Origin of the sequence: Parasphingorhabdus sp. (assembly GCF_036964565.1) — a bacterium.
Classification (GTDB): domain Bacteria; phylum Pseudomonadota; class Alphaproteobacteria; order Sphingomonadales; family Sphingomonadaceae; genus Parasphingorhabdus.
Genome location: NZ_JBALTN010000002.1, coordinates 141,401 through 167,048, shown reverse-complemented (window position 1 = coordinate 167,048; position 25,648 = coordinate 141,401). Strand labels below are relative to the sequence as shown.

Below are 25,648 nucleotides of genomic sequence, written 5' to 3'. Positions count from 1 at the left end.
CCGGAAGAGATCCTGAAACAAGTTCAGGATGACGAATATTGTTTGTCTCGCTAATAGCCATCCCATGCAAACCCAAATCAAGATCTGCGGCCTGTCCACCGAAACCGCCATCGACGCCGCCATCGACGCCGGCGCCACCCATATCGGCCTTGTCCATTTCGAGAAAAGCCCGCGCCACGTGGCGCTCGACCGCGCCGCCCAGCTGCGCAGCCATGCCGGCGCCCGGGTGAAGACCGTGCTGCTGCTGGTCAATGCCGATCCGGCCGCGACCGGACGGGCCATCGACCGCGTCCAGCCGGATATTGTGCAGTTCCACGGCAGCGAGACGCCCGAATGGCTGAAGCTGGTCGCCGACAATAGCTCCGTCGAAATCTGGAAGGCGCTCGGCGTCCGGGATCAGCCGACACTCGCGAAAAGCGACCGCTATGTCGGCGCGGCCGACCGGCTGCTGTTCGATGCCCCGGCAAAAGCGCTGCCCGGCGGCACCGGCACCTCCTTCGACTGGTCGCTGCTCGCCGGTCACGATCACCAGATCGCCTGGGGCCTGGCCGGCGGGCTCGATCCGGACAATGTCGCCGAGGCGCTCCGGGCGACCGGCGCCCCCCTCGTCGATGTCTCTTCCGGCGTCGAATCCGCACCGGGCGTCAAACAGGTGGACAGAATCGCCGCCTTTTGCCAAGCGGTGCGGGACTATGACGCGTCCAAGTAAGACCCGTTCGCCCTGAGCCTGTCGAAGGGTGATTGCCGCAAGGGTTCGTACTTCGACAAGCTCAGCACGAACGGATATAATCGCACAATGAACGACACACCCCCCAACAGCTTCCGCAACATGCCCGATGACCGTGGCCATTTCGGCGAATTCGGCGGCCGCTATGTTGCCGAAACCTTGATGCCGCTAATCCTTGACCTGGAAAAGCACTATCGCGCGGCGCAGGCCGACCCGGCGTTCGAGGAACAGTTCAACGACTTGCTCGAACATTATGTCGGCCGCCCCAGCCCGCTCTATTATGCCGAGCGTCTGACCGAGGAAGTCCGCAAGGATGCGCCCGAGGGCAAAGGCGCACAAATCTGGTTCAAGCGCGACGAGCTCAACCACACCGGCGCGCACAAGATCAACAATTGCATCGGCCAGATCCTGCTCGCCCTGCGCATGGGCAAGACAAGGATCATCGCCGAAACCGGCGCCGGCCAGCATGGCGTCGCCACCGCGACCGTCTGCGCCCGCTTCAACCTGCCCTGCACGATCTTCATGGGCGCGACGGATATCGAGCGACAGAAGCCGAATATCTTCCGGATGAAGCTGCTCGGCGCAGAAGTTGTCTCGGTGACCAGCGGCTCGGCCACGCTCAAGGACGCGATGAACGAGGCGCTGCGCGACTGGGTCGCCAATGTCCACGACACATTCTACATCATCGGCACCGCCGCCGGTCCCCATCCCTATCCCGAGCTGGTCCGCGATTTCCAGAGCGTGATCGGCAAGGAAGCCCGCGCCCAGATGCTGGCGCGGATCAACCGCCTGCCCGATCTGCTGGTCGCGGCAATCGGCGGCGGCTCCAACGCCATCGGCCTGTTCCACCCGTTTCTCGATGATCCTGACGTCAGGATGCTCGGCATCGAGGCGGCGGGCCATGGCCTCGACAAGGAACATGCCGCGAGCCTTGCTGGCGGCGGCCCCGGCATTCTCCACGGCAACAAGACCTACCTGCTGCAGGACGAAGACGGCCAGATCACCGAAGCCCATTCGATCAGCGCCGGCCTCGACTATCCCGGCATCGGCCCCGAGCACAGCTGGCTGAAGGAATCCGGCCGCGTCGACTATGACAGCGCCACTGACAAGGAAGCACTGGACGCCTTCCAGCTGCTCTGCCGCACCGAAGGCATCATCCCCGCACTCGAACCCGCCCATGCGATCGCCGCCGTCACCCGCGAAGCGGTAAAGATGGACCGCGACCAGATCATCCTCGCCAATCTCTGCGGGCGCGGCGACAAGGATATTTTCACCGTCGCCGAGGCTTTGGGGACGGAGATATGATCCATTGAGCGAGGGCTTCCATCAAAAACTGCTCAACTGGTTTTGTAGTGTAACGCTTTCGCTCTTCGCTGCTTCGCTGGCACCATTGTTTTTTTGGCTTGTTGATCTCCCTAATCTGGTTGAACGAAGTATTTCGATCAACCTTGTCGATATAGCTGGACCATTCGGCGAATCCTTTCTTCTCTATGCTTTTTTGCTTCCCCTGTTTTTAGTTTGGCACCTGTTTGATTTTGCAGAAAGAGGAATGCCAGAGACAGCGCTGGTCGCCAAACTAACAAAATACCGGATTTTTTTATGTCTGATGATCGCGGCAATCTCGCTGTTTCTATTGATGGATTTGGGATTTCTGCAATATAATAGCTGTGATCAACTGAATGGCGCACTCTACCATGAGTGCTTTGTTTCGCCTTCGCTCTGGTTAATGATACCTTGGGCAGTTGCACTTGGAACTGCTGCCATCCTGTGCCTCATCAAAGCAATCGTTTCCATCCACTCTATATTTAAGAAAAACCAATGACCCGTCTCTCCCAATCGTTCCCGTCCGACCGAGCAGCTCTCGTTGCTTTCGTCACCGCTGGCGACCCAACCCCTGCCGACACCGGCGCGATCCTCGACGCGCTCGTCGAAGGCGGCGCGGATATTATCGAACTGGGCATGCCATTCACCGATCCGATGGCCGACGGCCCCTCGATTCAGGAAGCGGATATCCGCAGTCTCGCCGCTGGCACCAAGACCGCTGACATCTTCAACATGGCCAAGGAATTTCGCGAGCGCCATCCCGATACGCCACTGGTGCTGATGGGTTATGCCAATCCGATGACGATCCGCGGTTCCGAATGGTTCGCCGATGCCTGTGTCGACGCCGGTGTCGACGCCGTGATCTGCGTCGATATCCCGGTCGAGGAGGATGAAAGTCTCGGCGACGCCCTGCGCGATCGCGACGTCGCGGTGATCCGTCTCGCCACTCCGACCACCGACGCCGAGCGCCTGCCGACGATCCTCAACAACGCCTCCGGCTTTCTCTATTATGTCTCGGTCGCCGGCATCACCGGCCAGCAGCAGGCGGCCCAGGCCAGCATCGAGGAAGCCGTCGCCCGCCTGAAAGCCGGCACCGACCTGCCCGTCGCCGTCGGCTTTGGCGTGCGCACGCCCGAACAGGCCGCCGATATTGCCCGCGTCGCCGATGGCGTCGTCGTCGGCTCGGCGATCGTCGAGATTGTCGGGAAATATGGCAAGGAGGCCGCGCCGCACGTCAGGGACTATGTCAAATCGCTTTCCGATGCTATCAGGGCGGCCAGAGAATATTGAAAATCGAATCCCGCTCGATGCGAACGGAATAGAGGAATGATCCCATGAGTTGGCTAAGCAATGTCCGCAACAAGATCGCGTCGATCACCAAGCGCGAGACGCCCGACAATCTGTGGCACAAGTGCAAGAAATGCGAAGCGATGGTGTTCCTCAAGGAATATGAGGAGAATATGCACATCTGCCCGAAATGCGATCATCACGGTCGCATCGGACCGATGACCCGCTTCGCCCAGGTCATGGACGACAACAGCTGGAAACTGATCTCCTGGGCCAAGGTCCAGGAAGATCCGCTCAAGTTCAAGGACCAGAAAAAATACAGCGACCGGCTCAAGGAAGCCCGGGCCAAGACCGGTGAGCAGGATGCGCTGATCAACGTCAGGGGCACGATCGAATCGATCCCCTGCGTCGTCGGCGTACAGGATTTTGCCTTCATGGGCGGCTCGATGGGGCTCGCTGTCGGCCAGGCCTTTGTCGATGGTGCCAAGCGGGCGCTCAAGGACCAGTGCCCCTATATCATCTTCACCGCCGCCGGCGGCGCGCGGATGCAGGAAGGCATTTTGTCGCTGATGCAGATGCCGAAGACCACGGTCGCCATCTCGATGCTGCGCGAGGCGGGAATCCCGTTCATCGTGGTGTTGACCGACCCGACCACCGGCGGCGTCACCGCCAGCTATGCGATGCTCGGCGACGTGCATATTTCCGAACCGGGCGCAATGATCGGCTTTGCCGGGCAGCGGGTGATCGAGAACACCATCCGCGAGAAACTGCCCGAGGGCTTTCAGACCGCCGAATATCTGCGGGAGCACGGCATGGTCGACATGGTGGTCCACCGCAAGGAACTGCGCGAAACGCTCGCCCGGGTCATGGGCTATCTGATGGCATGGAAAGACGCGGCTTGATCGGATTCTCCCCTCCCCTTCAGGGGAGGGGCCGGGGGCGGGGCAGCGAAAGCCGCTCGCTTCCCTCGCGACCTGCGCCAACCCGATTCCTGCAAATGACGGACATCCGATAGTGGCCGACAGTGCCCGTTCCGATCACCCGGCGGTCCAGCAGCAGCTCGACCGGCTGGAAATGCTCTCGCCCGGGCGCGATGTGCTGGGGCTGGAGAGAATCCGCGCGATCCTGGACCGCCTCGACAATCCCCAGGACAGGCTTCCCCCGGTTTTCCATGTCGCCGGCACCAACGGCAAGGGCTCGACCTGCGCCTTCCTCCGCGCCGCGATCGAGGCGGAGGGCCTCAAGACCCATGTCTACACCAGCCCCCATCTGGTCCGCTTCAACGAACGGATACGGCTGGCCGGCAAGCTGATCGAGGACGATTATCTCGCCGGACTGCTGGCGCGCGTGCTCGACAGCTGCACCGACATCAACCCCAGTTTCTTCGAGGCGACCACTGCGGTGGCGTTGCTGGCCTTCGCGGAAACCCCCGCCGATGCCTGCATCCTCGAGGTCGGTCTTGGCGGCCGGCTCGATGCCACCAATGTGGTTTCCCGTCCGGCGGCGACCGGCATAGCGGAGCTCGGGATTGACCATGAAGCCTTTCTGCTCAGTCCCGAAGAAGGCACGCCGCCAGACCCGATGGTCCGCATCGCCTGGGAAAAAGCGGGCATCGCCAAGAAAAATACTCCGCTGCTGACGCAAAAATATGCTGCGGATATGCTGCACATTATCGCCGATCATGCTGCAGACATCGGGGCGCAGCATTTCCCGCGTGGCGAGGAATGGGACGCGGCGGTTTACGAAGGCCAGCTGCACTACAAGGACGCGAAGGGAAAGCTGAACCTGCCCCTGCCCGCTCTGGTCGGCGCCCATCAGGCCGACAACGCCGCGCTCGCCATCGCGATGCTGCGCCACCAGGATGCGGTCCGGATTTCCGATGCCGCGCTCAAGGCGGCGATGGGCTGGGCGCAATGGCCGGGCCGGATGCATTTCCTGATCGCCGGCCCGCTCACCCATCTGCTGCCCGGCGATGCCGAAGTCTGGGTCGACGGCGGCCACAATGTCAGCGCCGGCCTGGCCTTGGCGCGTCATTTCGCCGACCACGCCGCCGGATCGATCGATCTGGTCATCGGCATGCTGGCGAACAAGGATCCGGCGGCCATCATCACTCCGCTGCACGAGAAACTGGCCAGCGTGACCGTGATCCCGGTACCCGGCCATGAATCCCACGCGCTCGGCGACTATCCGCCAGCCGATGCGCCAATGGCCGAAGCCGCCGATATCAGCGCCGCCCTGCAGTCGTTAACGCTCGGGCCGGGCAAGACCGTATTGATTGCAGGTTCGCTCTATCTGGCCGGCGAGGTGCTGAAACTAAACGAGCAGCAACCGGACTAGCGGAACCCGGTTCCCCGGCGCAGGCCGGGGCCCAGGACAGTCCCGCCCTCAATCCCCCGCACAATGACAGCGGACACAAACCGCCCCCAAAACATCACCAGGGAATGAGCCAACCCTAACCGGAAGGCGTTCCCGCTTCCTTGTCGCCGGTATGGATCGATCCTGCCGTTCCCAGCGACCGGTCCACCAGGCCATAGCGGATCATCAGCCAGAACATGATCACGCCCGGAAAGGCCGCCAGCGTGGTCAGCAGATAGAAATTCACATAGCCCATCGCCTCGATCAGCGACCCCGCCGTGGTCCCCGTCAGGAAACGACCGAGAATGCTCGCCGCCGCCGACAGCAGCGCAAATTGCGTCCCGGTAAACTGCAGGTTGCAGAGCGCCGACAGATAGGCGACCACGGCAACACCGCCGACACCGCTGGCGAAATTCTCGAAACCGATCGCGCCAGCCATGCCCCAGTTGCTGTGACCAGCAGCGGCCAGCCCGGCAAAGGACAGATTGCTCACCGCCATCAGGATCAGGCTCAGCATCACCGCCTTCTTCATGCCCAGCCGCGAATAGACGATGCCGCCGATGAAAATGCCGATCAGAAAGGCGAAGAAGCCCAGGCTGACATCGTAGAAGGCGATTTCATCATTGGTGAAGCCCAGGTCCTCGAACAGTAGCCGGAAGGTCAGGTTGGCCAGCGTGTCGCCGATCTTGTGGACCAGCACGAACAGCAGCACCAGCAGCGCGCCCGAACGCTTGAAGAACTCGACCAGCGGGCTGACATAGGCTTTTGCCGCTTCCAGCGGGCCCTTCAGCGCCATCGGTTCCTGCCGCCGGCTTGGCTCGCGCATGACCAGGCCGACGATGACGGCAAACAGCGCGAACAGCGAACAGACATAATAAGCAATCGACCAGTTGGTCCGCGCCGCTACCACCAGCGCCACCGCGCCGGCGGTCGCCGCGCCGATCCGCCAGCCATATTGCGACATGCCCGATCCGACCCCAAGCTGCTCGGGTTCGAGCAGCTCGATGCGATAGGCATCGATCACCACGTCGAAGGTGGCACCGGCAATCCCGACCATGATCGCGGCGACGGCAACGGCGGCGATATCCTCTGCCGGATCAAGCGACCCGAGATAGATGATCGCCAGCATCGCCAGCGCCGCGGTCACGATCAGCCACGACAGGCGCTGCCCGACCCGGCCGATGACCGGCAATTTCACAACATCAATGACCGGTGCCCACAGCCATTTGAAATTATAGGCAAGAAAGGTCAGGGCAAAGGCGGTGACGGTCGATTTCTCGATCCCCGCCTGCGCCAGCCGGGTGGTCAGCGTCGCCGCGATCATCGTCAGCGGCAGCGCCGAGGAGACACCCAGAAACAGCGCCGCCAGGGGTGCCGCCTCGCTGTACGGACGCACGCCGGCGGGAAGATATCCGCGCCATCCCAGATTTGCCGATTGACCACTCACGCAACATTCTCCCTCGAACCGGGGGAATGTTTAGCGCCTATTCGCCTGAATGCCAGCCTGATTTTGGGACGCCTCAGATATCCAGCATCTTGGCCGCGACAATCCGCCCAGCCCCCGGCTGCTGCACGACGATCGCATAGCGGTCCGCACCCCTGACCTTCAGATCGCCCGCCGGCACCGCAAAGCGCTCGCGCCTGCCCCGCCAGCTGCCCAATACCCGCTCATCCCGCACCACATTGGTAAAATGCAGCGTCCGCCCGCCATTCTCGCCGCGGCCGATGCGCACGGTCTCGGACGAGCTGAGCGCGACCAGCGAGACGCTGGCCATATGGTCCGAGATGCCGTCGATCGTGACCGTCATCCCGCCGCCGGCAGCACCGGACACCAGAATCCGCGGACCCGACCGGTCGGCCCGGCGCACCAGCGAGCGGATATCGCCTTCGCGCGATCCGACCGTCGCGCCGCCACCATTGACCACGATCTGCGGGGTGTACACGCCCGCGCCTTCGCGGTTCTTCGCGGCATAGGCGCGCTGCAGCCTGGTATTGGCCTCCCGCGCCAGCGTGTCGGTCCAGCCCAGCCGGTCCCAGTAGGTCACCGGCCGCGTGATCACCAGCAGCGAGCGGTCCTTCGCCAGACGGCTGGCCAGCCGATCGGCCGGCGGACAGGAGGAACATCCCTGGCTGGTGAACAGCTCGATCACCACCGGGTGGCCCGGCCGCGCCACCGAGCCGACCACCGGGACGGAACCCGCCTGCGCCGGGGGAACGAATTGCAGAAACAGGAGCGCGGCGACGCTCGCTCCGGCAAACAGCAGACAGGGGATGATCTTGCGCATTTCTTGCTCCACGGGGTGACCCTAGCCGTTCGCGGGCGCGAAACCAAAGGTTACAGATTGCAGCGCGGCCGTTTTTCCGCCATGGAACCGCCCCATGACCGAAGACAAACCAGCCAAGATATATCGTGCCAAACCGACCCCGGGTGCGAAAGCGCCCGCCGCGCCCAAGCCGCCCGCCGGCGATGCCCGCGAAGGCCAGCGCATCGCCAAATTGCTGGCCCGCGCCGGCGTCGCCTCGCGCCGCGAGATCGAGCGGATGATCGAGGCGGGCCGGGTCGCGCTCAACGGCGAACTGGTTGAGCATCCCTCGCTGCTGCTCAAGAACCTGACCGGCATCACCGTCGACGGCAAGCCGGTCGCCGAACCCTCGCCGGCGAAGCTGTTCCGCTTCCACAAGCCCAACGGCTATCTGACCGCGGAACGCGACTTTTCCGGCAAGAAGACGATCTACGACGTGCTCCCCGCCGACATGGAACGGATCATGCCGATCGGCCGCCTCGACATGAACACCGAGGGCCTGTTGCTGATGACCACCGACGGCGAGTTCAAGCGCCAAATGGAATTGCCGAAAAACGGCATCGAGCGCACCTATCGCGCCCGCACCTTCGGCGATATCTCGCAGAACCAGCTCGAGGAACTCTATCGCGGCATCACCATCGACGGCATGCACTACAGCCCGATCACCGCCAATCTCGAACGCCGCACCGGCCGCAACCAGTGGATCGAGATGACCCTGACCGAGGGCAAGAATCGCGAAGTCCGCAAGGTCCTGGAACATTTCGGCCTCGAGGTCTCCCGCCTGATCCGAACCCGCTACGGTCCGTTCGTGCTCGGCGACCTGCAGAAGGGCGAGATCGACCAGGTGCGCCAGCATGACCTGGTCCAGTTCCGCAAATCGCTGAAATGACGGCGTATCTTTTGGTTATGAAACCCGTTCGTCCTGAGCCTGTCGAAGGACATCTCTCCTCCAGGAGGCGTGCTTCGACGGGCTCAGCACGAACGGCATTTTACCGCTCGGAAAAGAAATGCGCATAATCGCAGGCAACTGGCGCGGCAGAAAAATTGTCGCTCCCAAGGGCGACACAACCCGCCCAACCGCAGACCGCACCCGCGAACGGCTGTTCTCGATGCTGACCAGCCGACTCGGTGACTTTGAAGATCTGCAGATACTCGACCTGTTTGCCGGTTCCGGCGCGCTCGGTCTCGAAGCGCTGTCGCGCGGCGCCGCCCATTGCACCTTTGTCGAGCAGGACCCGGACGCGCTGAAGGCGCTGGAAAAGAATATCGAGTCCCTAGGCGCCGACGCGGATGTCCGGGTCGGCTCGGTGCTGCACCTGGGACAGGCGCGCAAGCCCTATGACCTGGTCCTCATGGACCCGCCCTATGGTTCAGGCGCGGGTGCGGTCGCGCTGGACAAGCTGGGCCGCCACGGCTGGTTTGCACCGTCGGCCTGGATCGCCATCGAAACGGCGCGTCATGAAACGATCGAGGTAAAGGGCTTTGATCTCGACTGCACCCGTGACAGCGGCAAGGCGCGGATTCACATCCTGCGCCCGGCAGACCTCTAGCCGCCCATCAGCACCGCGCGCGAAGCCGATTCGGGCTGGTCGATATGGGTGCTGCTGTAGACGCTGGTCGCGGCCAGCAGCAGCGTCGCGATGATCGCGCTCGTGGTCAGTCTCTTGCTCATGTCAAACTCCGTGGGATGCGTTGCGGCTGCCTTGCCGTCCATTGATTGACAAATGGTGCATTGCAACATGATTATCAACCTGTCCCTTGGTGCAAATCATGAAAAAGCGAGCCGATCCGCCGAATCGCCTCGCTTTCTCTCTGACCCTTCTCCCGTGAGGGAGAAGGATGCGAAGACTTGGCAGCTTGCTGCCTAGTCGTAGCTGGATGAGGGTGTACTTCGCTTCAGAGCGCAGAACACCCTCATCCAACGCCGCCTAATTCACTCCGCTCACAAGGCTCTGTATCCTTCTCCCGCACGGGAGAAGAGAGAAGCGAGCCGCGTCCTTTGATGGCCCGGACCCGTTCCTCAAGATCCTCCCCGCTAGCGGCGAGGGTCTGCGCATCTTTCGTCTGAAAAGTGCCCTCGTCTCAAACCTACATCTCGCTGGCGGGCTTGCCCGGCCAGTGATCCAGCGCCCGGTTGCCGAAATTCAGACCGGCTTCGCGCGGGTTGATGCAGCCGTCGGTTACGTCGGCGGTGCACACGGTATATTCCTTGCCGTTCATCATGATCGTCTGCGCCCGGCCGTTGGACGCCTTTTTGACGACTTCCGCCTTCGTTTCCATTTTGGCCTCATCCTGCATGTCGCTCTGGCTCGCCATGGCGACTCCGGAAAAGGCCATCGAGGCTGCTGTCACGGCGCCGAAAATTGCTGTCTTACGCATGTTGCTCTCCACGTCTGTTGTTCCTGCGTGATCAACCCCCGGCCAGCACAACGGTTCCCGCCGTCTGCCCGGCAAGGCAAAACGGGCCTTGCTCCGCTCGGCGATGTTCCCTAACTGTTCACCTGTGACCGATATCGTCAATATACCGCAAGAGAGCGACCCGCCCTATGTGCGCGGCCTGAACCCGCCGCAGCGCGAGGCCGTGCTCACCACCGAGGGGCCGGTGCTGGTCCTCGCCGGCGCGGGCACCGGCAAGACCGCTGCCCTCACCCGCCGGCTGGCGCATATCGTGTTCTCGCGCAAGGCCTGGCCGAGCGAGATTCTCGCCGTGACCTTCACCAACAAGGCGGCGCGCGAGATGAAGGAGCGAATCGCCTCCATCGTCGGTGAAAGCTTCGAGGGCATGCCCTGGCTCGGCACCTTCCACAGCATCGGGGCGAAAATGCTGCGCCAGCACGCCGAACTGGTCGGCCTGCAGAGCAATTTCACGATTCTCGACACCGACGACCAGCTGCGCCTGCTCAAGCAGCTGATCCAGGCGGCGGAGGTGGACGAGAAACGCTGGCCGCCGCGGATGCTCGCCGGCCTGATCGACCAGTGGAAGAATCGCGGTCTCAATCCCGCCGATCTCGATGCCAACGAGAATGAACGCTATGCCAATGGCCGCGGCCAGGAATTTTACACCGCCTATCAGGCCCGGCTGATCGCGCTCAACGCCTGCGACTTCGGCGACCTGCTGCTCCACATCCTCACTCTGCTGAAAACCAACCGCGAAATCCTGCAACGCTTCCAGCAAAGGTTCAAATATATCCTGGTCGACGAATATCAGGACACCAACAGCTCGCAATATCTCTGGCTCCGCCTGCTCGCCCAGAGCCACAAGAATATCTGCTGCGTCGGCGACGACGACCAGTCGATCTATTCGTGGCGCGGCGCGGAAGTAGCCAATATCCTGCGCTTCGAAAAGGATTTTCCCGAAGCCAAGGTGGTCAAGCTGGAGCAGAATTACCGCTCCACGCCGCATATTCTGGCCGCCGCTTCCGGCCTGATCGACCACAACAGCGGTCGCCTCGGCAAGACCCTGTGGACGGAGGAAACCGAAGGCGACAAGGTGCAGGTGATCGGCGTCTGGGACGGCCCCGAGGAAGCCCGCCGGACCGGCGACGAGATCGAGGCGCTGCAGCAGCTTCACCAGGTCTCGCTCAACGATGTCGCGATTCTGGTCCGCGCCCAGTTCCAGACCCGCGAGTTCGAGGACCGCTTCATCTCGATCGGCATGCCCTACAAGATCATCGGCGGCTTCCGCTTCTACGAGCGCGCCGAAATCCGCGATGCCCTCGCCTATCTCCGGGTGATCGCCCAGCCCGCCGACGACCTTGCGTTCGAGCGGATCGTCAACACGCCCAAGCGCGGCCTCGGCGACAAAACCATCGAGAAGGTTCACCGCCTCGCCCGGTCGCAGGGCATCGCGCTCGCCGCCGCTGCCTATACGATCTGCGACACCGACGAACTGCCGCCCCGGGCCCGCAACACCCTGCTCGAGCTGATGCGCAATTTCGCTCGCTGGCGGGAGATGGCGGCCGACACCGACCATGCCGAACTCGCCCGGATCGTGCTCGACGAGAGCGGCTACACGACGATGCTGCAGGCCGACCGCTCCACCGAAGCCGCCGGCCGGCTCGAGAATCTCACCGAACTTGCCCGCGCGATGGAGGAATATGAGACGCTCGGCGACTTTCTGGAACATGTCAGCCTGGTGATGGACAATGACGCGCGCGACGACGAAGCCAAGGTCACGATCATGACCATGCACGGCGCCAAGGGCCTGGAATATGACCATGTCTTCTGTGCCGGCTGGGAGGAAGGCGTCTTCCCCTCGCAGCGCAGCCTCGACGAGGGCGGCAACGCCAGCCTCGAGGAGGAACGTCGCCTCGCCTATGTCGCGATCACCCGCGCCAAGACGAAATGCACCATCTTCCACGCCGCCAACCGCCGCATCTACGGCCAGTGGACCAGCTCGATCCCGTCGCGCTTCATCGGCGAACTGCCCGACGAGCATGTCGAGCACGAAAGCAGCATGAGCGGCGGCGAAAGCCTGTGGCGCGCCAACTGGAGCGAGCACAGCGACCCGTTCGCCCATCTCGCCGCCGCCAACGCCACCCGCGCCGGCCAGCGCGGCCCCGGCTGGCAACGCGCCGCATCCTCGGCAGGCGGCTTCGACAAGAACCCGCGCGTGATAAAGGAAGCCCGCCGCAGCGCCGTTTCCCTCGGCAACAAGGGCCGCGACGACGTCACCGTCGGCATGCGCGTCTTCCACACCAAGTTCGGCTATGGCGAGGTCAAGGTGAAGGAAGGCAACAAGCTGGAGATCGCGTTTGAGAAGAGCGGGGATAAAAGGGTGCTGGATAGTTTTGTCGAGGTGGCTTGAGGCCTTCCGGTTCTTTCAATATCCAAACTTCCGTTCGTCTTGAACCCGAGCATCCGTTAACCCTGAGCTTGTCGACCCGAAGGTCGAGCGAAGCTCAACGGCGCCTATCGACGAAAAGCGTGGTTCGACAAGCACACCGCTAACGGCGCTCCTGACTGATTCCCGTTCGTCCTGAGCCTGTCGAAGCAGTTCTCGCCTGCAGGCACCGGTCGAATTGCCCCTAATCGTCGTCCGTCCACCCCTTGCTCTCGCTCTCTTCGGCAAATTCCCGCCGGATTTCCGCGTCCAGCTTGTCGCGCGGGCTGATATGGCCGGCCTCGCGCTTTTCTGCCTGGATCGCCTCAATGCCCCAGGCCTTGGCCGCGGCCGCGGCGACCCGGCGCCGGCTTTCCAGCGGATCATTGGCCGCCAGATCAAGCTGCCGCGCTTCCTGTTCGCGGCAAACGGATGCCTTTACGCGCATGATCTTCGCCTTTCCTGGCCGGTCATTTTCCGCGGCCGGTTTTCATATGCTCGAGACCGACAACGACACCGGTCTTGGCGGACGGATTGGCGGCGCTGGTCTTGACCTTGGCGGCCTTGGGCTTGCGGATTTCCTTGTTCGATTTCTTCTGGGATTTGGCCATGATTTGGTCCTTTCGGGATGAAACGCTTAACGGCGACAGGGCGGCTGCGGCAGGGCTTGGCAAGGCGAAGGGCGGCAAGACAGGCGGGGCAGCGAAGGCACGGCGATGGTCCGGTGTCCGCAATGCGGATCAGGTTCATTCTGATCGCTGCGCGACACGACCGGTTTGCAGAGCGCTCGACGGAGCGCCTCGGCCTTGTTCCTATATAGGCACGAGGCGGCCGGAATGTAAGCAGAGGTTTTTCGGGGAGGATTTGGCGATCGCGGCCATCGCCGGCACCCGCGCTTTCCTACAGGGCGCCGCCTGTGGCAATATGCGGGCATGACCGATGCGACCGCATTCGACATTCCGGATTTCATCCCCGCGCCATGCCGGCGCCACAACGGCTGGACCGCCGAGCGTCAGCGCGCCTTCATCGGCTATCTCGCCCGCATCGGCCTGGTCGCGCCCGCGGCACGGGCGGTGGGGATGAGCCGGCAGTCGGCTTATGCCCTGCGCGAGAAGACGGGTGCGGAGAGTTTCGCCGAAGCCTGGGATCTGGCGCTCGAGATGGGCCTAGGCAATGCCGAGGATCATGCCATCGCTCGCGCGCTCGACGGCTATGAGCTGCCCTATTTCTATGGCGGCCGGCAATGCGGCACGATCCGCCGCTACGACCACCGCCTGCTGCTCGCCGCCCTCGCCCGTGGCGACCGCCGGGAAGAAAAGCTGCGCGGGGTGCAGAACCAGCCACTCGGTTCATCGACCAAGAAGCACGATTAAACGGAATTTCTCCGGGTGGTAGCGACATTTGTGTCAACTTTTTTCCGGCGACGATCGCGCTCACGAAGCAGTTGCTCAAATATTTTGATTGGATATAGCAAAAGAATGGCTCTGACCCCGTCCCGTTCCGATCAGTTGCGCAGCGATGCAATCCAGCATCTGCGCGCGGGCGAGGCAGGCAAGGCGCAGGAGCTGCTCGAACGATTATGCGCGCCGGAAAGCGGGGTCGAGCCGCAATGGCTGTTGCTGGCCCATGCCTGCCGGATGCTGGGGGATGACAGCGGCGAGGAAGCGGCGCTGCACAAATTGCTCGCTGCCGACAAGCGCCATCTGGCCGCGCTGCTGTTGATGGGCGAACTCAAGGCGCGAACCGGTGACGACCGCGCCGCCAACAGCTTTTACAGGACGGCACTGAACGTCGCGAGCGCTGGCGCGGCCGTTTCGCCCGACCTTCAGGCCAAGCTGAATCAGGCAGAGGGTTTCCTCGCCGGGGCGCATGGCCGCTTTGAAGCCTTTCTGCTGCAGAAACTGAAGGACACCGGCCTCTCGGACGATGACACCCCGATCCCGGTGCGCCACGCCATTGATCTGCTGATGGGGCGACGGGAAATCCATTACCAGAAACCATCGCTCTTCTATTATCCCGGCATGCCGCAGCGGGAGTTCTACGAACGGTCCGAATTCCCCTGGCTGGCCGAAATGGAAGCCGCGATTCCGGCGATGCAGGACGAACTGCGGCAGGTTATTGATCGGACCCGGGAATTCGATCCATATGTTCAGGGTCAGCCCAACCGGCCGCGGCCGAACAACCCGCTGCTTGACGACCCCAGCTGGGGAGCGCATTATTTCTGGAAGGACGGCGTCGAGATAACCGATAATTCGCGTCATTGCCCGGCAACGATGGCGGCACTGGCAGCGGCGCCTATTCCGGTGATCCAGGAACGCTCACCGATGGCGCTTTATTCCGTGCTAGAACCAGGCACCCACATCGCACCGCATTTCGGGATGCTGAATACCCGACTGATCTGTCATATTCCGCTGATCCTGCCGCCGGAATGTGGTCTGCGCGTGGGTTCGGAAACCAGAGCTTGGAAAGCCGGCGAAGCGCTGATCTTCGACGACAGCTTCGAGCATGAGGCTTGGAACCGCAGCGACCAGCGGCGGGTAATCCTGCTGTTCGAAATCTGGAGACCAGAAATTTCCGAAGCCGAGCGCGGCGCGCTGACGACAATTTTCGAGGCCATTAACGCCTATCAGAAACCCGTCGAGATCTGAGGCCGCGACCGGAAAGTGTGCGGCGGCAACCTACAAAATTGCGTCGCCCAGATCGAGCATCTTGCCATTGGTCACGATCACCCGGTCGCCCAGCTTCGCCTGCTCGAACAGGAGCCTGGCAAATTCCAGCGGCACGCCGATGCAGCCGCGCGTCCCCCAGCCCCATTTGACATCGGAGGCATGGATGGCGACCCCGTCGTTGGTCAGCCGCATCATGTAGGGCATCGGCGAGCCGTAGATGTTCGAGACATGGTCCTTGCTCTTCTGGGTGATCGGAAACACCCCGGTCGGGGTGGGCTTTTCGGAGTCGCCGAAGGTGATGACCGCTGCACCGATTTCATAGCCGGCGCGAAACACCGAAATGCTCTCGGCCTTGAGATCGACCGTCACCACCAGCTCGCCGTCCGGCACGCCCTCGTCATCCCACTTGTAATAGCCATGCACGAACGGCTCGTCGATCTGCAGGATGCGCTTGACCGTGAACCTGTCGCTGAGGACCGGACCGGTTTCGCTGTCAACCGTCGCCTCCAGCACCGGCTCGGGCGCAGCGCCGTCATCCATGATCGGTTCGACCACGGCGGTCCCGTTTACTTGCGTTTGCGGCGGCGGCGCAGCCGGCGAACCGGCGTCCGCCCGGGTCAGCCCCATCACCAGCAGCGCCACGATCGCCAGTGCCGCCACCAGCAGAACCGAAGCGCTTATCCGATATGCAATTTTCTCGACCATCGCTCATGCTCCCTGCGTTAACAAAGCATTTACCATGGATCCGCTTCGGAAAAGCGGCAAATTTCCGGTCGTCCCGCGGCGGTACGGGTAGATCTGGAATGTTAAGAGGGAGCGTTAACGACGGTACATGCACGCAGTCACCCCATCACCCGCAAAATGGTCCGCTCCCGGCAAGAAGGGATTGCAGCACGTTCCTACTATCGCTAGCGCATATCCCGTGATCAATCCCGCACCCCACCCCTTCACCATAGCCAATTATCGCTATCTCTGGTTCTCTAGGCTCGCGTCAATGTTCGCCCTTTATGCGATGATGCTGATCCTCGGCTGGCAGGCCTATAATCTGGCGCGCGAGGACATGGGAATCAGCGCGTCGGCCGGTATCCTCGGACTGCTCGGACTGCTGCAGTTCGTGCCTTTGTTCATTTTGACGCCACTGGTCGGCTGGGTTGCCGATCATATGGACCGCCGCTGGATTGCCCGCATCGTCCTGGCGGCGCAGGCGCTGATCGCGCTCGCGCTCGGCCTGATGACTGCCTCGGGCGGAATCACGCTCTGGTCGATCTACGTGATTGCGGTCTTGCTGGGCATCTGCCGGGCCTTTCTCGGACCCGCTGTCACTTCGCTGGCACCGAATCTGGTCCCGAAAGCCTCGATCCCTCGCGCCATCGCCCTCTCGACCATCGCCTGGCAGGTCGGCGTGATCGCCGGACCGGGCATGGCCGGGCCATTGTACAAGGTCGATGCCGCCCTGCCCTATTTCATCTGCGCCGGTCTTTATGCCTTGGCAACGCTGGCGATTTTTCTGATCGGACCGGTGCCTCGCCCCACAGCCGACAAGACCAAGGGGCCATTGCAACAGGTCGGCGACGGCATGGCCTATGTCTGGACCAACAAGCTGGTGCTTGGTGCAATCACCCTGGACCTGCTGGTCATGTTTCTGGCTGGCGCCACCGCCATGATCCCTGTATTTGCAAAGGACATATTGCATGCGGGCGAGATTGGCCTGTCGCTGCTCGCCGCCTCGCCCGCGGTCGGCGCGGTGATTGTTGCACTCATCTTCTCCTTTGCCCCGCTCAGCAAGAATGTCGGCAACAGCATGCTGGCCGCGATGGCGGTCTTCGGGCTCGGCACGATCGGATTCGGCCTCAGCACCAACCTGTATCTGTCGATGGCCTGCCTCGGACTGTGCGGCGCGGCAGACATGTTCGGCGTCTATGTGCGCAGCTCGCTGATCCAGTTGCACACGCCGGACGCCAAGCGCGGACGGGTCGGTGCGGTCAGCCAGATGACGATCAGCGCCTCCAACGAGCTCGGTGATGCACTGTCCGGCGGCCTCGCCGTCCTCGTCGGACCCGTTGCAGCCATTGTGGCGGGCGGTGCCGGTGCTATAGTGGTGACCGGATTGTGGTCGCGCCTCTTCCCCCAGCTGGGCGCAGCCAAGACTTTTGATCCGCCGGAGGAACTAGAACCGGAGCAAGCTGAACAGACCAAGAGGAGTGCAGGATAATGATTGCCAACAATATTCTCGAAACCATCGGAAATACGCCGCACATCAGGATGCAGCGCCTGTTCGGCGATGCCAATGTCTGGATCAAGTCGGAACGCTCCAATCCCGGCGGTTCGATCAAGGACCGTATCGGTCTCGCCATGATCGAGGATGCCGAGAAATCCGGCGCGCTCAAGCCCGGCGGTACGATCATTGAACCGACCTCCGGCAACACCGGTGTCGGACTGGCGATGGTGGCCGCGGTCAAGGGATATACGCTGGTATTGGTCATGCCTGAGTCGATGTCGCTCGAACGCCGCCGCCTGATGCTCGCCTATGGAGCCACCTTCGACCTCAGCCCGAAAGAGAAGGGCATGAAGGGCGCGATCGAAAGGGCGCAGGAACTGGTCGACCAGACTCCGGGGGCATGGATGCCGCAGCAATTTGAGAATCCGGCCAATTTTGAAGTACACAAGCGCACCACAGCGATCGAAATCCTCAACGATTTCAAGGATGATCCACTCGATGCGATCATCACCGGCGTCGGCACCGGCGGCCATATCACCGGCGTCGCCGAGGTGCTGAAGGAACATTGGAGCCAACTGAAGGTCTATGCGGTCGAGCCGACTTCCTCGCCAGTGATCAGCGGCGGCCAGCCTGGCCCGCACCCCATCCAGGGCATTGGCGCGGGATTTATCCCCGGCAACCTGCACACGAAGAGCATAGACGGCGTGATTCAGGTCGATCCGGCCGATGCCAAGGCCATGGCGCTGAGAGCGGCGAAGGAAGAAGGCATGCTGGTCGGCATCTCGTCCGGTGCCACGCTGGCGGCGATTGCTCAAAAACTGCCCGAACTGGGCGATGGAGCGAAAGTCCTTGGCTTCAACTATGACACCGGCGAGCGCTATCTCTCCGTCCCAGAGTTTTTGCCAGAAGAATGAGTTCCATCGAGGTCCAGCAGTTCACCTACCGGCACGGTGATGTGGAATTGTCGGGCTATTTGGCGCAACCCAGCCGCTATCCGCGTGCCGGCATCCTGATCGTCCCGACCATAGCGGGGCCGACGCAGTTGATGTTCGATCGCGCCCGTTGGCTGGCGTCGCTGGGCTATAGCGCCATGGTGTGCGACCTCTATGGCGAGGGTGTCATCGAGGATATCCGCGAAGCGCGAAAGCTGGCGGATGCATTGCGGGCAGATCCGGAATATTACCGGCAACGGTTCCGGTGCGCACTGGAAGAATTGCGTCTGCGATCGAAGCTGGCCAACAGCCGGATCGGCGCCATCGGCTATTGCATGGGCGGCGAGATCGTTCTCGAAATGGCTCGCAGCGGCGAGGATATCGCCATTGTCGTAAGTTTCCACGGACTGCTGGCCACACCTGTTCCGGCCAAGCGCGGAACAATCAAATCCCGCATTCTTGTCTGCCATGGAAGGGCGGATCCGTTTGTCCCGCCCAAGCAGCTGCGCGAGTTTCTCGAGGAAATGGATATCGCGGGCGCCGATTGCCACGTGCACATATATTCCGGCGTGCTCCATGGCTTCACCGATCCAGCCAGCAATTCCAAACCGGTCGAAGCGGTCCGCTACAACCCGTCGGCTGACCGCCAGAGCAAAGCCGCAATGCTCAACATGTTTGACGAGATATTCGAGAAAAACGGAACACCGGACCATGAATAGACCCGGTGTTCCGTAGATAGAAAGGCGCTGCAGTTAGTCCGGCTGGCCATCGCCGTTTTCGTCCAGCTTGTCCGGCTGGCCATCTCCATCGCTGTCCCAGGCATCAGGCTGCTCATCGGCGTTCCGGTCCCAGGCATCCATGACGCCATCCCCATCCGTGTCGATGGTTGGCGCTGGAATTTCCGATTCCATTTCGTCGGGCGCATCCGGTTCTGCCGCATGGGCACTGATCGATAATCCGAGTCCCACGGTCACGAGAAAGGGCGTCAGCAGACGGCGGCGATTGGCGTTTGTTTTGGAATGCATTGCATATACTCCTTATGCATATCATTCCCCTGTCACGGTTCTTTTGCCGCACCCGCCCCCGCGGGTCCAGCGACCGGCGGCCATGTGGGCAGAATAGAAGCCAAGTGGCTGAAATCCGACATTAATCGACAAATATGCACGATTCAACTCGCGCGAGCGCTGCCGATATCTTGGGCAAATTGCCGCTTGAAATTTGTCCGATTCCCGGCCGCTTGCACAGCGCAAACGACCGGGCAGCTGTCTGACCTGCCGACCATGCGCCGGTCATCCTTTGTACAGGACAGCCGGCAAAGCCTTGAAATTTATGGGCAGATTGAACGGAATCGACCGGCATGGCCTTCGGTTCAGGCGACCGCAAACATCTCCGGGTCCAGCGCCATGATCGACTCGCTGCCACCCTCGATCTTGCGACGCAGCGATCCGGTATCCGGCAGGAAGCGTTCGGCAAAATATTGCGCCGTCACCAGCTTGGCCTGGTAATATTTCGGATTGTCCGTCCCCGCATCCAGGGCGGCCTGGGCCGCCTTGCTCATCCGCAGCCACATCAGCCCGAGCGATACGATGCCCATCAGTTGCATATAGTGATAGGCACCCGCTCCGGCGTTGTTGGGGTTGGCCATGGCATTCTGCATGAACCACATGGTGGCTTTCTGTAGCTCGCCATTGGCTTTTTCCAGCGCGCCGGCAAAGGTCGAAAGTTTCTCGTGACCCTTCGCCTCGGCCAGCTCGTCCGCCACAACCTTGAAAAAGGCCTGCACGGCCCGGCCGCCGTTTTGGCCGAGCTTGCGTCCGACGAGATCCATCGCCTGGATGCCGTTGGTGCCTTCGTAGATCATGGCGATCCGCGCATCGCGCACGAACTGCTCCATGCCCCATTCCTTGATATAGCCGTGCCCGCCATAAACCTGCTGCGACTCGGTGCAGATGTCATAGCCTTTGGCGGTGCCATAACCCTTGATCACCGGCGTCAGCAGGCTGACCAGATCGTTGGCCAGCTGGCGCTCTTCCTCGCCCTCTGCCTTGTCGGCCAGATCGACCTGCAAAGCACCCCACAGCACAAGTGCGCGCATTGATTCGGTGAAGGCCTTGCCATCCATCAGCATCCGGCGCACGTCCGGGTGGACGAACAGCAAGTCCGCATTATGGTCCGGATCCTTGGCGCCGGTCAGCGACCGGCCCTGGCGGCGATCGCCGGCATAGATCACGGCGTTCTGATAGGCGATTTCGCCCTGGGCAAGACCCTGCAAGCCAACACCCAGCCGCGCTGCATTCATCATGATGAACATCGCACGCAGGCCCTTGTTCTCCTCGCCGACCATGTAGCCGGTGGCGCCGTCATAGTTCATCACGCAGGTGGCATTGCCGTGAATGCCCATTTTTTCCTCGATCGAGCCGCAGGTCACGCCGTTGCGCTCGCCAAGCGTCCCGTCCTCGTTGACGAGAAACTTGGGCACTATGAACAGCGAGATGCCCTTGGAGCTGTCGGGCGCGCCTGGCGTCTTGGCCAGCACCAGATGGATGATATTCTTGGCAAGGTCATGCTCGCCAGCCGAAATGAAGATTTTCTGGCCGGTGATCGAATAGCTGCCGCCCGGCACTGGTTCTGCCTTGGTGCGGATCAGACCGAGATCGGTCCCGCAATGCGCTTCGGTCAGGTTCATCGTTCCCGTCCATTCGCCCGAAATCATCCGCGTGGCGTATAGCTGCTTCTGCTCCTCGCTGCCTTCCGTCAGGATCGAGGCAATGGCACCTTGGGTCAGACCGGTATACATTTCCAGCGCCTGGTTTGCAGATACCATGAATTCCATCACTGCATTGCCGACCACGCGCGGCAGCCCCTGACCGCCAAATTCCTCGGGCGAAGACAGGGTGGTCCAGCCGCCTTCCGTCAGTTTCTGATAGGCTTCCTTGAAACCCTTCGGCGTCGTGACCGACCCGTCTTCGTGACGCGTGCAGCCTTCCTCGTCCCCGGACTGGTTCAGCGGGTGAAGCACCTCGGTGGAGAATTTTCCCGCCTCGGTCAGGATCGCGTCGACCATTTCGGGTGTCGCATTTTCGAAACCGTTGAGATTGGAATATTTCTCCAGATTGAGCACTTCGTTGAGAATGAACCGGACTTCGCCGATGGGTGCGGTATAGCTGGGCATATTGTTCTACTTTCTAAGCAAAAAGAAGGGGGGAGTGCCGGATCACTCCGGCAGCGATCCTCTACTAGGGTTGCTGTACTTTGGCGTCCGCCATCGCGGCCTGCACAGTCTTTATGAAACCCGTCAATTCCTTGATCGAACTGTCAATATCGGCACGCTGCTTTTTCAGCGTATCCACCTTTTCCTGACATTTCTCGACCGTGACCTGCATTTGTGTCTGCCGACCATCGCCGACGTCATAGAGATCGATCATCTCGCGAATCTCGATCAGGCTGAAACCGACATTCTTCGCCCGCATGATCCAGGCGAGCCGCGCGCGGTCGCGCTTGGTATAGATGCGCGACAATCCCCTGCGGTCGGGGGCGATCAAACCCTCGTCCTCGTAGAAGCGCAAGGCCCTGGCGGTCACGCCGAATTCCTCTGACAGGTCGGATATCGTATAGGTTTCCCGATTCTTCAGATCCGGCGTGTCGAGTTCGGCATGGTTTGGCGGCTTGGACATAGCGCCTGCATAGCTTACGCTAACGTAAACGTCAAGCCTACGCCCCGGGACACAGGCTTTCGAAATCGCGACCGCTTGTCGAACGGGCGACGGCATCGCCCTCTCCGATCATGTAAAAGCTGACCCCTTCGAAGCCGGCGCGGGGGCTACAATAACTCGCGCAGCCATTCGGAAGTTGGCCGGGCATTTTGAGTTCTACGCCGTCAAACCGGGCGTTGAAGCTGCATCGTTCTTCACTGTTGAGCGTGATCCGGACTGTTTCCCCGTCGCGCTCAGCCTCACCCAGCCCTTCGCACTGGGTGCCCGGGCCGAACACCGCAATAATGCCGATCTGATATCCGTTTTCATCATTGCCGACCGCGCAGAACCTGTCTGTTCCGAGATCACTGCGGCGCTCGAATGCGCCCGACAGCGTCACCTTGCGGACATCGGGGATCACCCCGGCATCAACCGCTGCCTGTTCCAGCGGAGGAAGCTCCTTTGTGCTTTGGTCAGGATTCTGTCTGTCCTCCCCGCAGCCCGCAAGCGGCAATGCGAGAAGCAAAGCCATGCTGCGGATCATCCGACGGGCTCCAGCTTGCCGTCGACAATCTTCCGATAAAAACAGCTGGGTTCCCCGGTATGACAGGCCGGGCCAGCAGGCATCGCCTTGACCCATAGCGCGTCCTGGTCGCAATCGATCCGCAATTCTGTCACCGACAGGATATGGCCCGACGTTTCGCCTTTCTTCCATAGGCACTGGCGACTGCGGGAATAGAAATGCGCCACTCCGCTTTCTTGCGTCAACTGGAGCGCTTGGGCATTCATGTGGGCCAGCATCAACAACTCGCCGGTCGAATCGTCGGTTACCACCGCGGTGATCAGACCGTTCGAATCATATTTCGGCTGCAGCAGGTTTCCGGTTTCGCGATCCGTTTCATTTTTTTCCATGCCAGTGGATTAAAACCCGATCATGTCGTGCGCAACGGCTAATAAGGGTATGTATGATGGCAATGCAGCCCATCCGCGCAATATTATGATTTTATGACATTGGGGGCAGACAAACTCCCCTTTCAAACCTATATGCGACACATTCCCCGCCCGACCACTTACAAGCCAGGTGAGATATGCTGACGACCCACCCGTTTGATGACGACAAGCTGCGGGAAGAGTGCGGCGTTTTTGGCGTTGCCGGCATTGAAGATGCCGCGGCGATGGTGGCGCTCGGTCTGCACGCGCTCCAGCATCGTGGCCAAGAAGCGGCTGGCATCACCTGCCGCAACGGCCGGGAATTTTACAGCCACCGCGCCCTCGGCCCGGTCGCCGGCAATTTCGACAGCGAAGAAGTGATCAACCGCCTGCGCGGCGACTCGGCCTGCGGTCACGTCCGCTATTCAACGACCGGCGCCGGCACGTTGCGCAATATCCAGCCGCTTGAAGCAGACCTCGCGTCCGGCGGCTTCGCCATCGCTCACAACGGCAATATTTCCAACGCCTTGGCGTTGCGCGACAAGCTTGTCCGCCATGGTTCGATTTTCCAGTCGACCAGCGATACCGAGGTCATCATCCATCTGTTGGCCACGTCCAAATACCGGACCTTGCTCGACAAGTTTATCGACGCCCTGAAACAGGTCGAAGGAGCCTACTCTCTGATTTGCATGACCGCTGAGGGCATGATCGCCTGCCGCGATCCTCTGGGTATCCGGCCACTGGTCATGGGGCGGATCGGCGAAGCCTATGTTTTTGCCTCCGAGACCGTGGCTCTGGATCTGGTTGGCGCGGAATATGTCCGCAGCGTGGAGCCTGGTGAGCTGATCGTTGTCACAAACGGCGAATTGCGCTCGCATCATCCCTTTGCCAAGGGTCAGGCCCGCCCCTGCATTTTCGAGCATGTTTATTTTTCGCGCCCCGATTCGATAGTCGACGGCAACTCGGTCTACAGCGTCCGCAAGGAAATCGGCGCGCAGCTGGCGATTGAGAGTCCGGTGGATGCGGACATCGTGATTCCTGTTCCAGACAGCGGCACGCCCGCTGCACTTGGCTTTGCCGAGCGGTCCGGCATCCCGTTCGAACTGGGCATCATCCGGTCGCACTATGTCGGTCGTACGTTCATCCAACCCGGCGATGGCGTTCGGCATCTCGGCGTCAAGCTGAAGCACAATGCCAACCGGCCACTGGTCAACGGCAAGAAGATCGTATTGGTCGACGATTCAATCGTGCGCGGCACCACCAGCATGAAAATCGTTCAGATGATGCGCGACGCGGGCGCGGCTGAAGTCCATATGCGGATCGCCAGCCCGCCGACCATGCACAGCTGCTTTTACGGCGTAAACACGCCCAAGCGCGAAAAGCTGCTGGCTGCACAGAAGTCGGTCGATGAAATGTGCGAATTCATCCAGGCCGACAGCCTCGCCTTCGTATCGATCGACGGGCTCTACCGCGCGGCCGGCGAGGAAGCACGCCATGATATCCAGCCGCAATATTGCGATGCCTGTTTCACCGGAGCCTATCCGACGGCGCTGACCGACAGGGATGGCGAGGAAGAAACCGACCAGCTCAGCATGCTCAACGAGCGGCTCGACGGGTCCGGATCATCGCGCAAGGAAATCCCCTCGGGCGACCTGCCGCGCATCAAGCAGACGGCGGGCTGACCATGAAGTTTGAAGGCCAACTGGCGCTCGTGACGGGCGCGAGCCGCGGCATCGGCGCGGCAACCGCGCTGGCATTGGCCAGCGAGGGTGCCCATGTCGTCATCACGGCGCGCAACGCCGAAGGTCTGGAACGGATCGAGGAGCAGATTCATCAGGCCGGCGGCCATGCAACGATCGCACCGCTTGACCTGACCGATGGCGACAGCATCGGGCGGCTGGCAACGGCGATTGCGGGTCGCTGGGACGGCCTTGACATTCTGGTTCTCAACGCAGCAATGCTCGGATCGCTGGGCCCGGTTCCATCGATTGACGGCAAGGAATTCAACAAGATACTGACCCTCAATCTGGTCGCGCAGCAAGCACTGATCGCCGGCTTTGATCCGATGTTGCGCAAGAGTCCGGATGCCAGGCTGCTGGCCATGACCAGCAGCGTCGGGCGCAAGCCGCGCGCCTTCTGGGGCGCTTATGGCGCATCAAAGGCCGCGCTGGAAACGCTGGTGCTCAGCTATGGCGAGGAGATGCGCAATCTGGGCAAGATTCGCACCGCCGTCGTCGATCCCGGCCGCACCCGCACCGAAATGCGCGCCAATGCCTATCCTGGCGAAGATCCGGCCAGCGTGAAGCTTCCGGAGGTGGTGGCGAACCGCCTGATCGAGATACTAGCCAGCGATTTCAAAACCGGCGAGCGGTTCGAAATCAGCTAGCCGA

At 61.6% G+C, this 25,648-nt stretch carries 28 protein-coding genes; 16 read left to right on the top strand and 12 right to left on the bottom strand.

Going from position 1 to position 25,648, the window contains the following annotated elements; genetic code table 11:
• The first annotated feature begins 64 nt into the window (after window positions 1-64).
• The 6 genes from V7650_RS02840 to V7650_RS02815 all read left to right on the top strand — a co-directional run bounded on the left by V7650_RS02840 (window position 65) and on the right by V7650_RS02815 (window position 5,674).
• Window positions 65-709, top strand: a complete 645-nt coding sequence (locus V7650_RS02840) for a phosphoribosylanthranilate isomerase (protein WP_335654728.1) — start codon at window positions 65-67, stop codon at window positions 707-709.
• An 87-nt stretch (window positions 710-796) separates the two neighbouring features.
• The gene (trpB, locus tag V7650_RS02835) at window positions 797-2,032 is read left to right on the top strand and encodes a tryptophan synthase subunit beta (RefSeq protein ID WP_335654727.1); all 1,236 of its coding nucleotides are present in this window, start codon (window positions 797-799) and stop codon (window positions 2,030-2,032) included.
• Window positions 2,033-2,036: 4 nt separating this feature from the next.
• Complete coding sequence (locus V7650_RS02830) at window positions 2,037-2,549, top strand: hypothetical protein (protein ID WP_335654726.1); 513 nt, start codon at window positions 2,037-2,039, stop codon at window positions 2,547-2,549.
• Window positions 2,546-3,340, top strand: coding sequence for a tryptophan synthase subunit alpha (gene trpA, locus V7650_RS02825; RefSeq protein WP_335654725.1), 795 nt, complete (start codon window positions 2,546-2,548; stop codon window positions 3,338-3,340). Before V7650_RS02830 ends, trpA begins: the two co-directional genes overlap by 4 nt.
• Before the next feature lie 44 nt (window positions 3,341-3,384).
• Window positions 3,385-4,239 (top strand): acetyl-CoA carboxylase, carboxyltransferase subunit beta, encoded by an 855-nt coding sequence (gene accD, locus V7650_RS02820; RefSeq protein ID WP_335654724.1) that lies wholly within the window; start codon window positions 3,385-3,387, stop codon window positions 4,237-4,239.
• A gap of 112 nt (window positions 4,240-4,351) precedes the next feature.
• On the top strand, window positions 4,352-5,674 hold the full coding sequence (locus tag V7650_RS02815) for a bifunctional folylpolyglutamate synthase/dihydrofolate synthase (RefSeq protein ID WP_335654723.1): 1,323 nt from the start codon (window positions 4,352-4,354) through the stop codon (window positions 5,672-5,674).
• 115 nt (window positions 5,675-5,789) lie between these two features.
• Here the strand turns inward: V7650_RS02815 and V7650_RS02810 are convergent, their stop codons facing one another.
• Together V7650_RS02810 and V7650_RS02805 are read right to left on the bottom strand one after the other, a co-directional pair.
• On the bottom strand, window positions 5,790-7,139 hold the full coding sequence (locus V7650_RS02810; protein WP_335654722.1) for an AmpG family muropeptide MFS transporter: 1,350 nt from the start codon (window positions 7,137-7,139) through the stop codon (window positions 5,790-5,792).
• Window positions 7,140-7,212: 73 nt separating this feature from the next.
• Window positions 7,213-7,977 carry a DUF1223 domain-containing protein gene (locus V7650_RS02805; RefSeq protein ID WP_335654721.1) on the bottom strand — a complete coding sequence of 255 codons (765 nt, stop codon included), beginning with the start codon at window positions 7,975-7,977 and terminating at the stop codon, window positions 7,213-7,215.
• 94 nt (window positions 7,978-8,071) lie between these two features.
• Here V7650_RS02805 and V7650_RS02800 point away from each other — a divergent pair, with 94 nt between their 5' ends.
• Both V7650_RS02800 and rsmD read left to right on the top strand, forming a co-directional pair.
• Complete coding sequence (locus V7650_RS02800; protein WP_335654720.1) at window positions 8,072-8,884, top strand: pseudouridine synthase; 813 nt, start codon at window positions 8,072-8,074, stop codon at window positions 8,882-8,884.
• Window positions 8,885-9,002: 118 nt separating this feature from the next.
• Window positions 9,003-9,545 (top strand): 16S rRNA (guanine(966)-N(2))-methyltransferase RsmD, encoded by a 543-nt coding sequence (rsmD, locus tag V7650_RS02795; protein ID WP_335654719.1) that lies wholly within the window; start codon window positions 9,003-9,005, stop codon window positions 9,543-9,545.
• Here the strand turns inward: rsmD and V7650_RS02790 are convergent.
• Window positions 9,542-9,667, bottom strand: coding sequence for a hypothetical protein (locus V7650_RS02790; RefSeq protein ID WP_335654718.1), 126 nt, complete (start codon window positions 9,665-9,667; stop codon window positions 9,542-9,544). The genes rsmD and V7650_RS02790 overlap by 4 nt on opposite strands.
• A gap of 416 nt (window positions 9,668-10,083) precedes the next feature.
• Entirely contained in the window at window positions 10,084-10,374 is a 291-nt protein-coding gene (locus V7650_RS02785; RefSeq protein ID WP_335654717.1) for a hypothetical protein, read from the bottom strand.
• Between the two features lie 133 nt (window positions 10,375-10,507).
• Here V7650_RS02785 and V7650_RS02780 point away from each other — a divergent pair, with 133 nt between their 5' ends.
• Complete coding sequence (locus V7650_RS02780; RefSeq protein WP_442955256.1) at window positions 10,508-12,802, top strand: ATP-dependent helicase; 2,295 nt, start codon at window positions 10,508-10,510, stop codon at window positions 12,800-12,802.
• Window positions 12,803-13,022: 220 nt separating this feature from the next.
• Here V7650_RS02780 and V7650_RS02775 read toward each other — a convergent pair whose 3' ends face one another.
• On the bottom strand, window positions 13,023-13,265 hold the full coding sequence (locus tag V7650_RS02775; RefSeq protein WP_335654716.1) for a hypothetical protein: 243 nt from the start codon (window positions 13,263-13,265) through the stop codon (window positions 13,023-13,025).
• Between the two features lie 22 nt (window positions 13,266-13,287).
• Entirely contained in the window at window positions 13,288-13,428 is a 141-nt protein-coding gene (locus V7650_RS02770) for a hypothetical protein (RefSeq protein ID WP_335654715.1), read from the bottom strand.
• Window positions 13,429-13,749: 321 nt separating this feature from the next.
• On the opposite strand from V7650_RS02770, the gene V7650_RS02765 reads away from it, so the two are divergent.
• Window positions 13,750-14,190 carry a hypothetical protein gene (locus V7650_RS02765; RefSeq protein WP_335654714.1) on the top strand — a complete coding sequence of 147 codons (441 nt, stop codon included), beginning with the start codon at window positions 13,750-13,752 and terminating at the stop codon, window positions 14,188-14,190.
• Between the two features lie 105 nt (window positions 14,191-14,295).
• Window positions 14,296-15,465, top strand: a complete 1,170-nt coding sequence (locus V7650_RS02760) for an aspartyl/asparaginyl beta-hydroxylase domain-containing protein (RefSeq protein WP_335654713.1) — start codon at window positions 14,296-14,298, stop codon at window positions 15,463-15,465.
• 30 nt (window positions 15,466-15,495) lie between these two features.
• On the opposite strand, the gene V7650_RS02755 is transcribed toward V7650_RS02760, so the two are convergent.
• Entirely contained in the window at window positions 15,496-16,191 is a 696-nt protein-coding gene (locus tag V7650_RS02755; RefSeq protein WP_335654712.1) for a L,D-transpeptidase family protein, read from the bottom strand.
• Between the two features lie 127 nt (window positions 16,192-16,318).
• On the opposite strand from V7650_RS02755, the gene V7650_RS02750 reads away from it, so the two are divergent.
• The 3 genes from V7650_RS02750 to V7650_RS02740 are packed head-to-tail and all read left to right on the top strand — an operon-like array spanning window position 16,319 to window position 19,355.
• Window positions 16,319-17,698, top strand: a complete 1,380-nt coding sequence (locus V7650_RS02750) for an MFS transporter (protein ID WP_442955245.1) — start codon at window positions 16,319-16,321, stop codon at window positions 17,696-17,698.
• Complete coding sequence (gene cysK, locus V7650_RS02745) at window positions 17,698-18,618, top strand: cysteine synthase A (RefSeq protein ID WP_335654710.1); 921 nt, start codon at window positions 17,698-17,700, stop codon at window positions 18,616-18,618. Before V7650_RS02750 ends, cysK begins: the two co-directional genes overlap by 1 nt.
• Window positions 18,615-19,355, top strand: a complete 741-nt coding sequence (locus V7650_RS02740) for a dienelactone hydrolase family protein (RefSeq protein WP_335654709.1) — start codon at window positions 18,615-18,617, stop codon at window positions 19,353-19,355. Before cysK ends, V7650_RS02740 begins: the two co-directional genes overlap by 4 nt.
• 33 nt (window positions 19,356-19,388) lie before the next feature.
• Here V7650_RS02740 and V7650_RS02735 read toward each other — a convergent pair whose 3' ends face one another.
• From V7650_RS02735 to hisI, 5 genes are all read right to left on the bottom strand, one after another.
• Window positions 19,389-19,661, bottom strand: a complete 273-nt coding sequence (locus V7650_RS02735) for a hypothetical protein (protein WP_335654708.1) — start codon at window positions 19,659-19,661, stop codon at window positions 19,389-19,391.
• Window positions 19,662-20,005: 344 nt separating this feature from the next.
• Window positions 20,006-21,808, bottom strand: a complete 1,803-nt coding sequence (locus V7650_RS02730; protein ID WP_335654707.1) for an acyl-CoA dehydrogenase C-terminal domain-containing protein — start codon at window positions 21,806-21,808, stop codon at window positions 20,006-20,008.
• A 64-nt stretch (window positions 21,809-21,872) separates the two neighbouring features.
• Window positions 21,873-22,310 carry a MerR family transcriptional regulator gene (locus tag V7650_RS02725; protein WP_335654706.1) on the bottom strand — a complete coding sequence of 146 codons (438 nt, stop codon included), beginning with the start codon at window positions 22,308-22,310 and terminating at the stop codon, window positions 21,873-21,875.
• A 37-nt stretch (window positions 22,311-22,347) separates the two neighbouring features.
• On the bottom strand, window positions 22,348-22,872 hold the full coding sequence (locus V7650_RS02720; RefSeq protein WP_335654705.1) for a hypothetical protein: 525 nt from the start codon (window positions 22,870-22,872) through the stop codon (window positions 22,348-22,350).
• A complete protein-coding gene (gene hisI / locus V7650_RS02715) occupies window positions 22,869-23,240 on the bottom strand; it encodes a phosphoribosyl-AMP cyclohydrolase (RefSeq protein ID WP_335654704.1) in 372 nt (123 codons plus the stop codon). Before hisI ends, V7650_RS02720 begins: the two co-directional genes overlap by 4 nt.
• A 176-nt stretch (window positions 23,241-23,416) precedes the next feature.
• Here hisI and purF point away from each other — a divergent pair, with 176 nt between their 5' ends.
• Complete coding sequence (gene purF, locus V7650_RS02710) at window positions 23,417-24,940, top strand: amidophosphoribosyltransferase (RefSeq protein ID WP_335654703.1); 1,524 nt, start codon at window positions 23,417-23,419, stop codon at window positions 24,938-24,940.
• Between the two features lie 2 nt (window positions 24,941-24,942).
• Complete coding sequence (locus V7650_RS02705) at window positions 24,943-25,644, top strand: SDR family NAD(P)-dependent oxidoreductase (RefSeq protein ID WP_335654702.1); 702 nt, start codon at window positions 24,943-24,945, stop codon at window positions 25,642-25,644.
• The last annotated feature ends 4 nt before the right edge of the window (window positions 25,645-25,648 follow it).

What these genes read in the sequence shown, in the direction of transcription:
- V7650_RS02840 (WP_335654728.1), top strand. Translation starts at nt 65, where the DNA reads ATGCAAACCCAAATCAAGATCTGCGGCCTGTCCACCGAAACCGCCATC.
- trpB (WP_335654727.1), top strand. Translation starts at nt 797, where the DNA reads ATGAACGACACACCCCCCAACAGCTTCCGCAACATGCCCGATGACCGT.
- trpA (WP_335654725.1), top strand. Translation starts at nt 2,546, where the DNA reads ATGACCCGTCTCTCCCAATCGTTCCCGTCCGACCGAGCAGCTCTCGTT.
- accD (WP_335654724.1), top strand. Translation starts at nt 3,385, where the DNA reads ATGAGTTGGCTAAGCAATGTCCGCAACAAGATCGCGTCGATCACCAAG.
- V7650_RS02805 (WP_335654721.1), bottom strand. Translation starts at nt 7,977, where the DNA reads ATGCGCAAGATCATCCCCTGTCTGCTGTTTGCCGGAGCGAGCGTCGCC.
- V7650_RS02800 (WP_335654720.1), top strand. Translation starts at nt 8,072, where the DNA reads ATGACCGAAGACAAACCAGCCAAGATATATCGTGCCAAACCGACCCCG.
- rsmD (WP_335654719.1), top strand. Translation starts at nt 9,003, where the DNA reads ATGCGCATAATCGCAGGCAACTGGCGCGGCAGAAAAATTGTCGCTCCC.
- V7650_RS02790 (WP_335654718.1), bottom strand. Translation starts at nt 9,667, where the DNA reads ATGAGCAAGAGACTGACCACGAGCGCGATCATCGCGACGCTGCTGCTG.
- V7650_RS02785 (WP_335654717.1), bottom strand. Translation starts at nt 10,374, where the DNA reads ATGCGTAAGACAGCAATTTTCGGCGCCGTGACAGCAGCCTCGATGGCC.
- V7650_RS02775 (WP_335654716.1), bottom strand. Translation starts at nt 13,265, where the DNA reads ATGCGCGTAAAGGCATCCGTTTGCCGCGAACAGGAAGCGCGGCAGCTT.
- V7650_RS02770 (WP_335654715.1), bottom strand. Translation starts at nt 13,428, where the DNA reads ATGGCCAAATCCCAGAAGAAATCGAACAAGGAAATCCGCAAGCCCAAG.
- V7650_RS02765 (WP_335654714.1), top strand. Translation starts at nt 13,750, where the DNA reads ATGACCGATGCGACCGCATTCGACATTCCGGATTTCATCCCCGCGCCA.
- V7650_RS02760 (WP_335654713.1), top strand. Translation starts at nt 14,296, where the DNA reads ATGGCTCTGACCCCGTCCCGTTCCGATCAGTTGCGCAGCGATGCAATC.
- V7650_RS02755 (WP_335654712.1), bottom strand. Translation starts at nt 16,191, where the DNA reads ATGGTCGAGAAAATTGCATATCGGATAAGCGCTTCGGTTCTGCTGGTG.
- V7650_RS02750 (WP_442955245.1), top strand. Translation starts at nt 16,319, where the DNA reads ATGCACGCAGTCACCCCATCACCCGCAAAATGGTCCGCTCCCGGCAAG.
- cysK (WP_335654710.1), top strand. Translation starts at nt 17,698, where the DNA reads ATGATTGCCAACAATATTCTCGAAACCATCGGAAATACGCCGCACATC.
- V7650_RS02740 (WP_335654709.1), top strand. Translation starts at nt 18,615, where the DNA reads ATGAGTTCCATCGAGGTCCAGCAGTTCACCTACCGGCACGGTGATGTG.
- V7650_RS02735 (WP_335654708.1), bottom strand. Translation starts at nt 19,661, where the DNA reads ATGCATTCCAAAACAAACGCCAATCGCCGCCGTCTGCTGACGCCCTTT.
- V7650_RS02730 (WP_335654707.1), bottom strand. Translation starts at nt 21,808, where the DNA reads ATGCCCAGCTATACCGCACCCATCGGCGAAGTCCGGTTCATTCTCAAC.
- V7650_RS02725 (WP_335654706.1), bottom strand. Translation starts at nt 22,310, where the DNA reads ATGTCCAAGCCGCCAAACCATGCCGAACTCGACACGCCGGATCTGAAG.
- V7650_RS02720 (WP_335654705.1), bottom strand. Translation starts at nt 22,872, where the DNA reads ATGATCCGCAGCATGGCTTTGCTTCTCGCATTGCCGCTTGCGGGCTGC.
- hisI (WP_335654704.1), bottom strand. Translation starts at nt 23,240, where the DNA reads ATGGAAAAAAATGAAACGGATCGCGAAACCGGAAACCTGCTGCAGCCG.
- purF (WP_335654703.1), top strand. Translation starts at nt 23,417, where the DNA reads ATGCTGACGACCCACCCGTTTGATGACGACAAGCTGCGGGAAGAGTGC.
- V7650_RS02705 (WP_335654702.1), top strand. Translation starts at nt 24,943, where the DNA reads ATGAAGTTTGAAGGCCAACTGGCGCTCGTGACGGGCGCGAGCCGCGGC.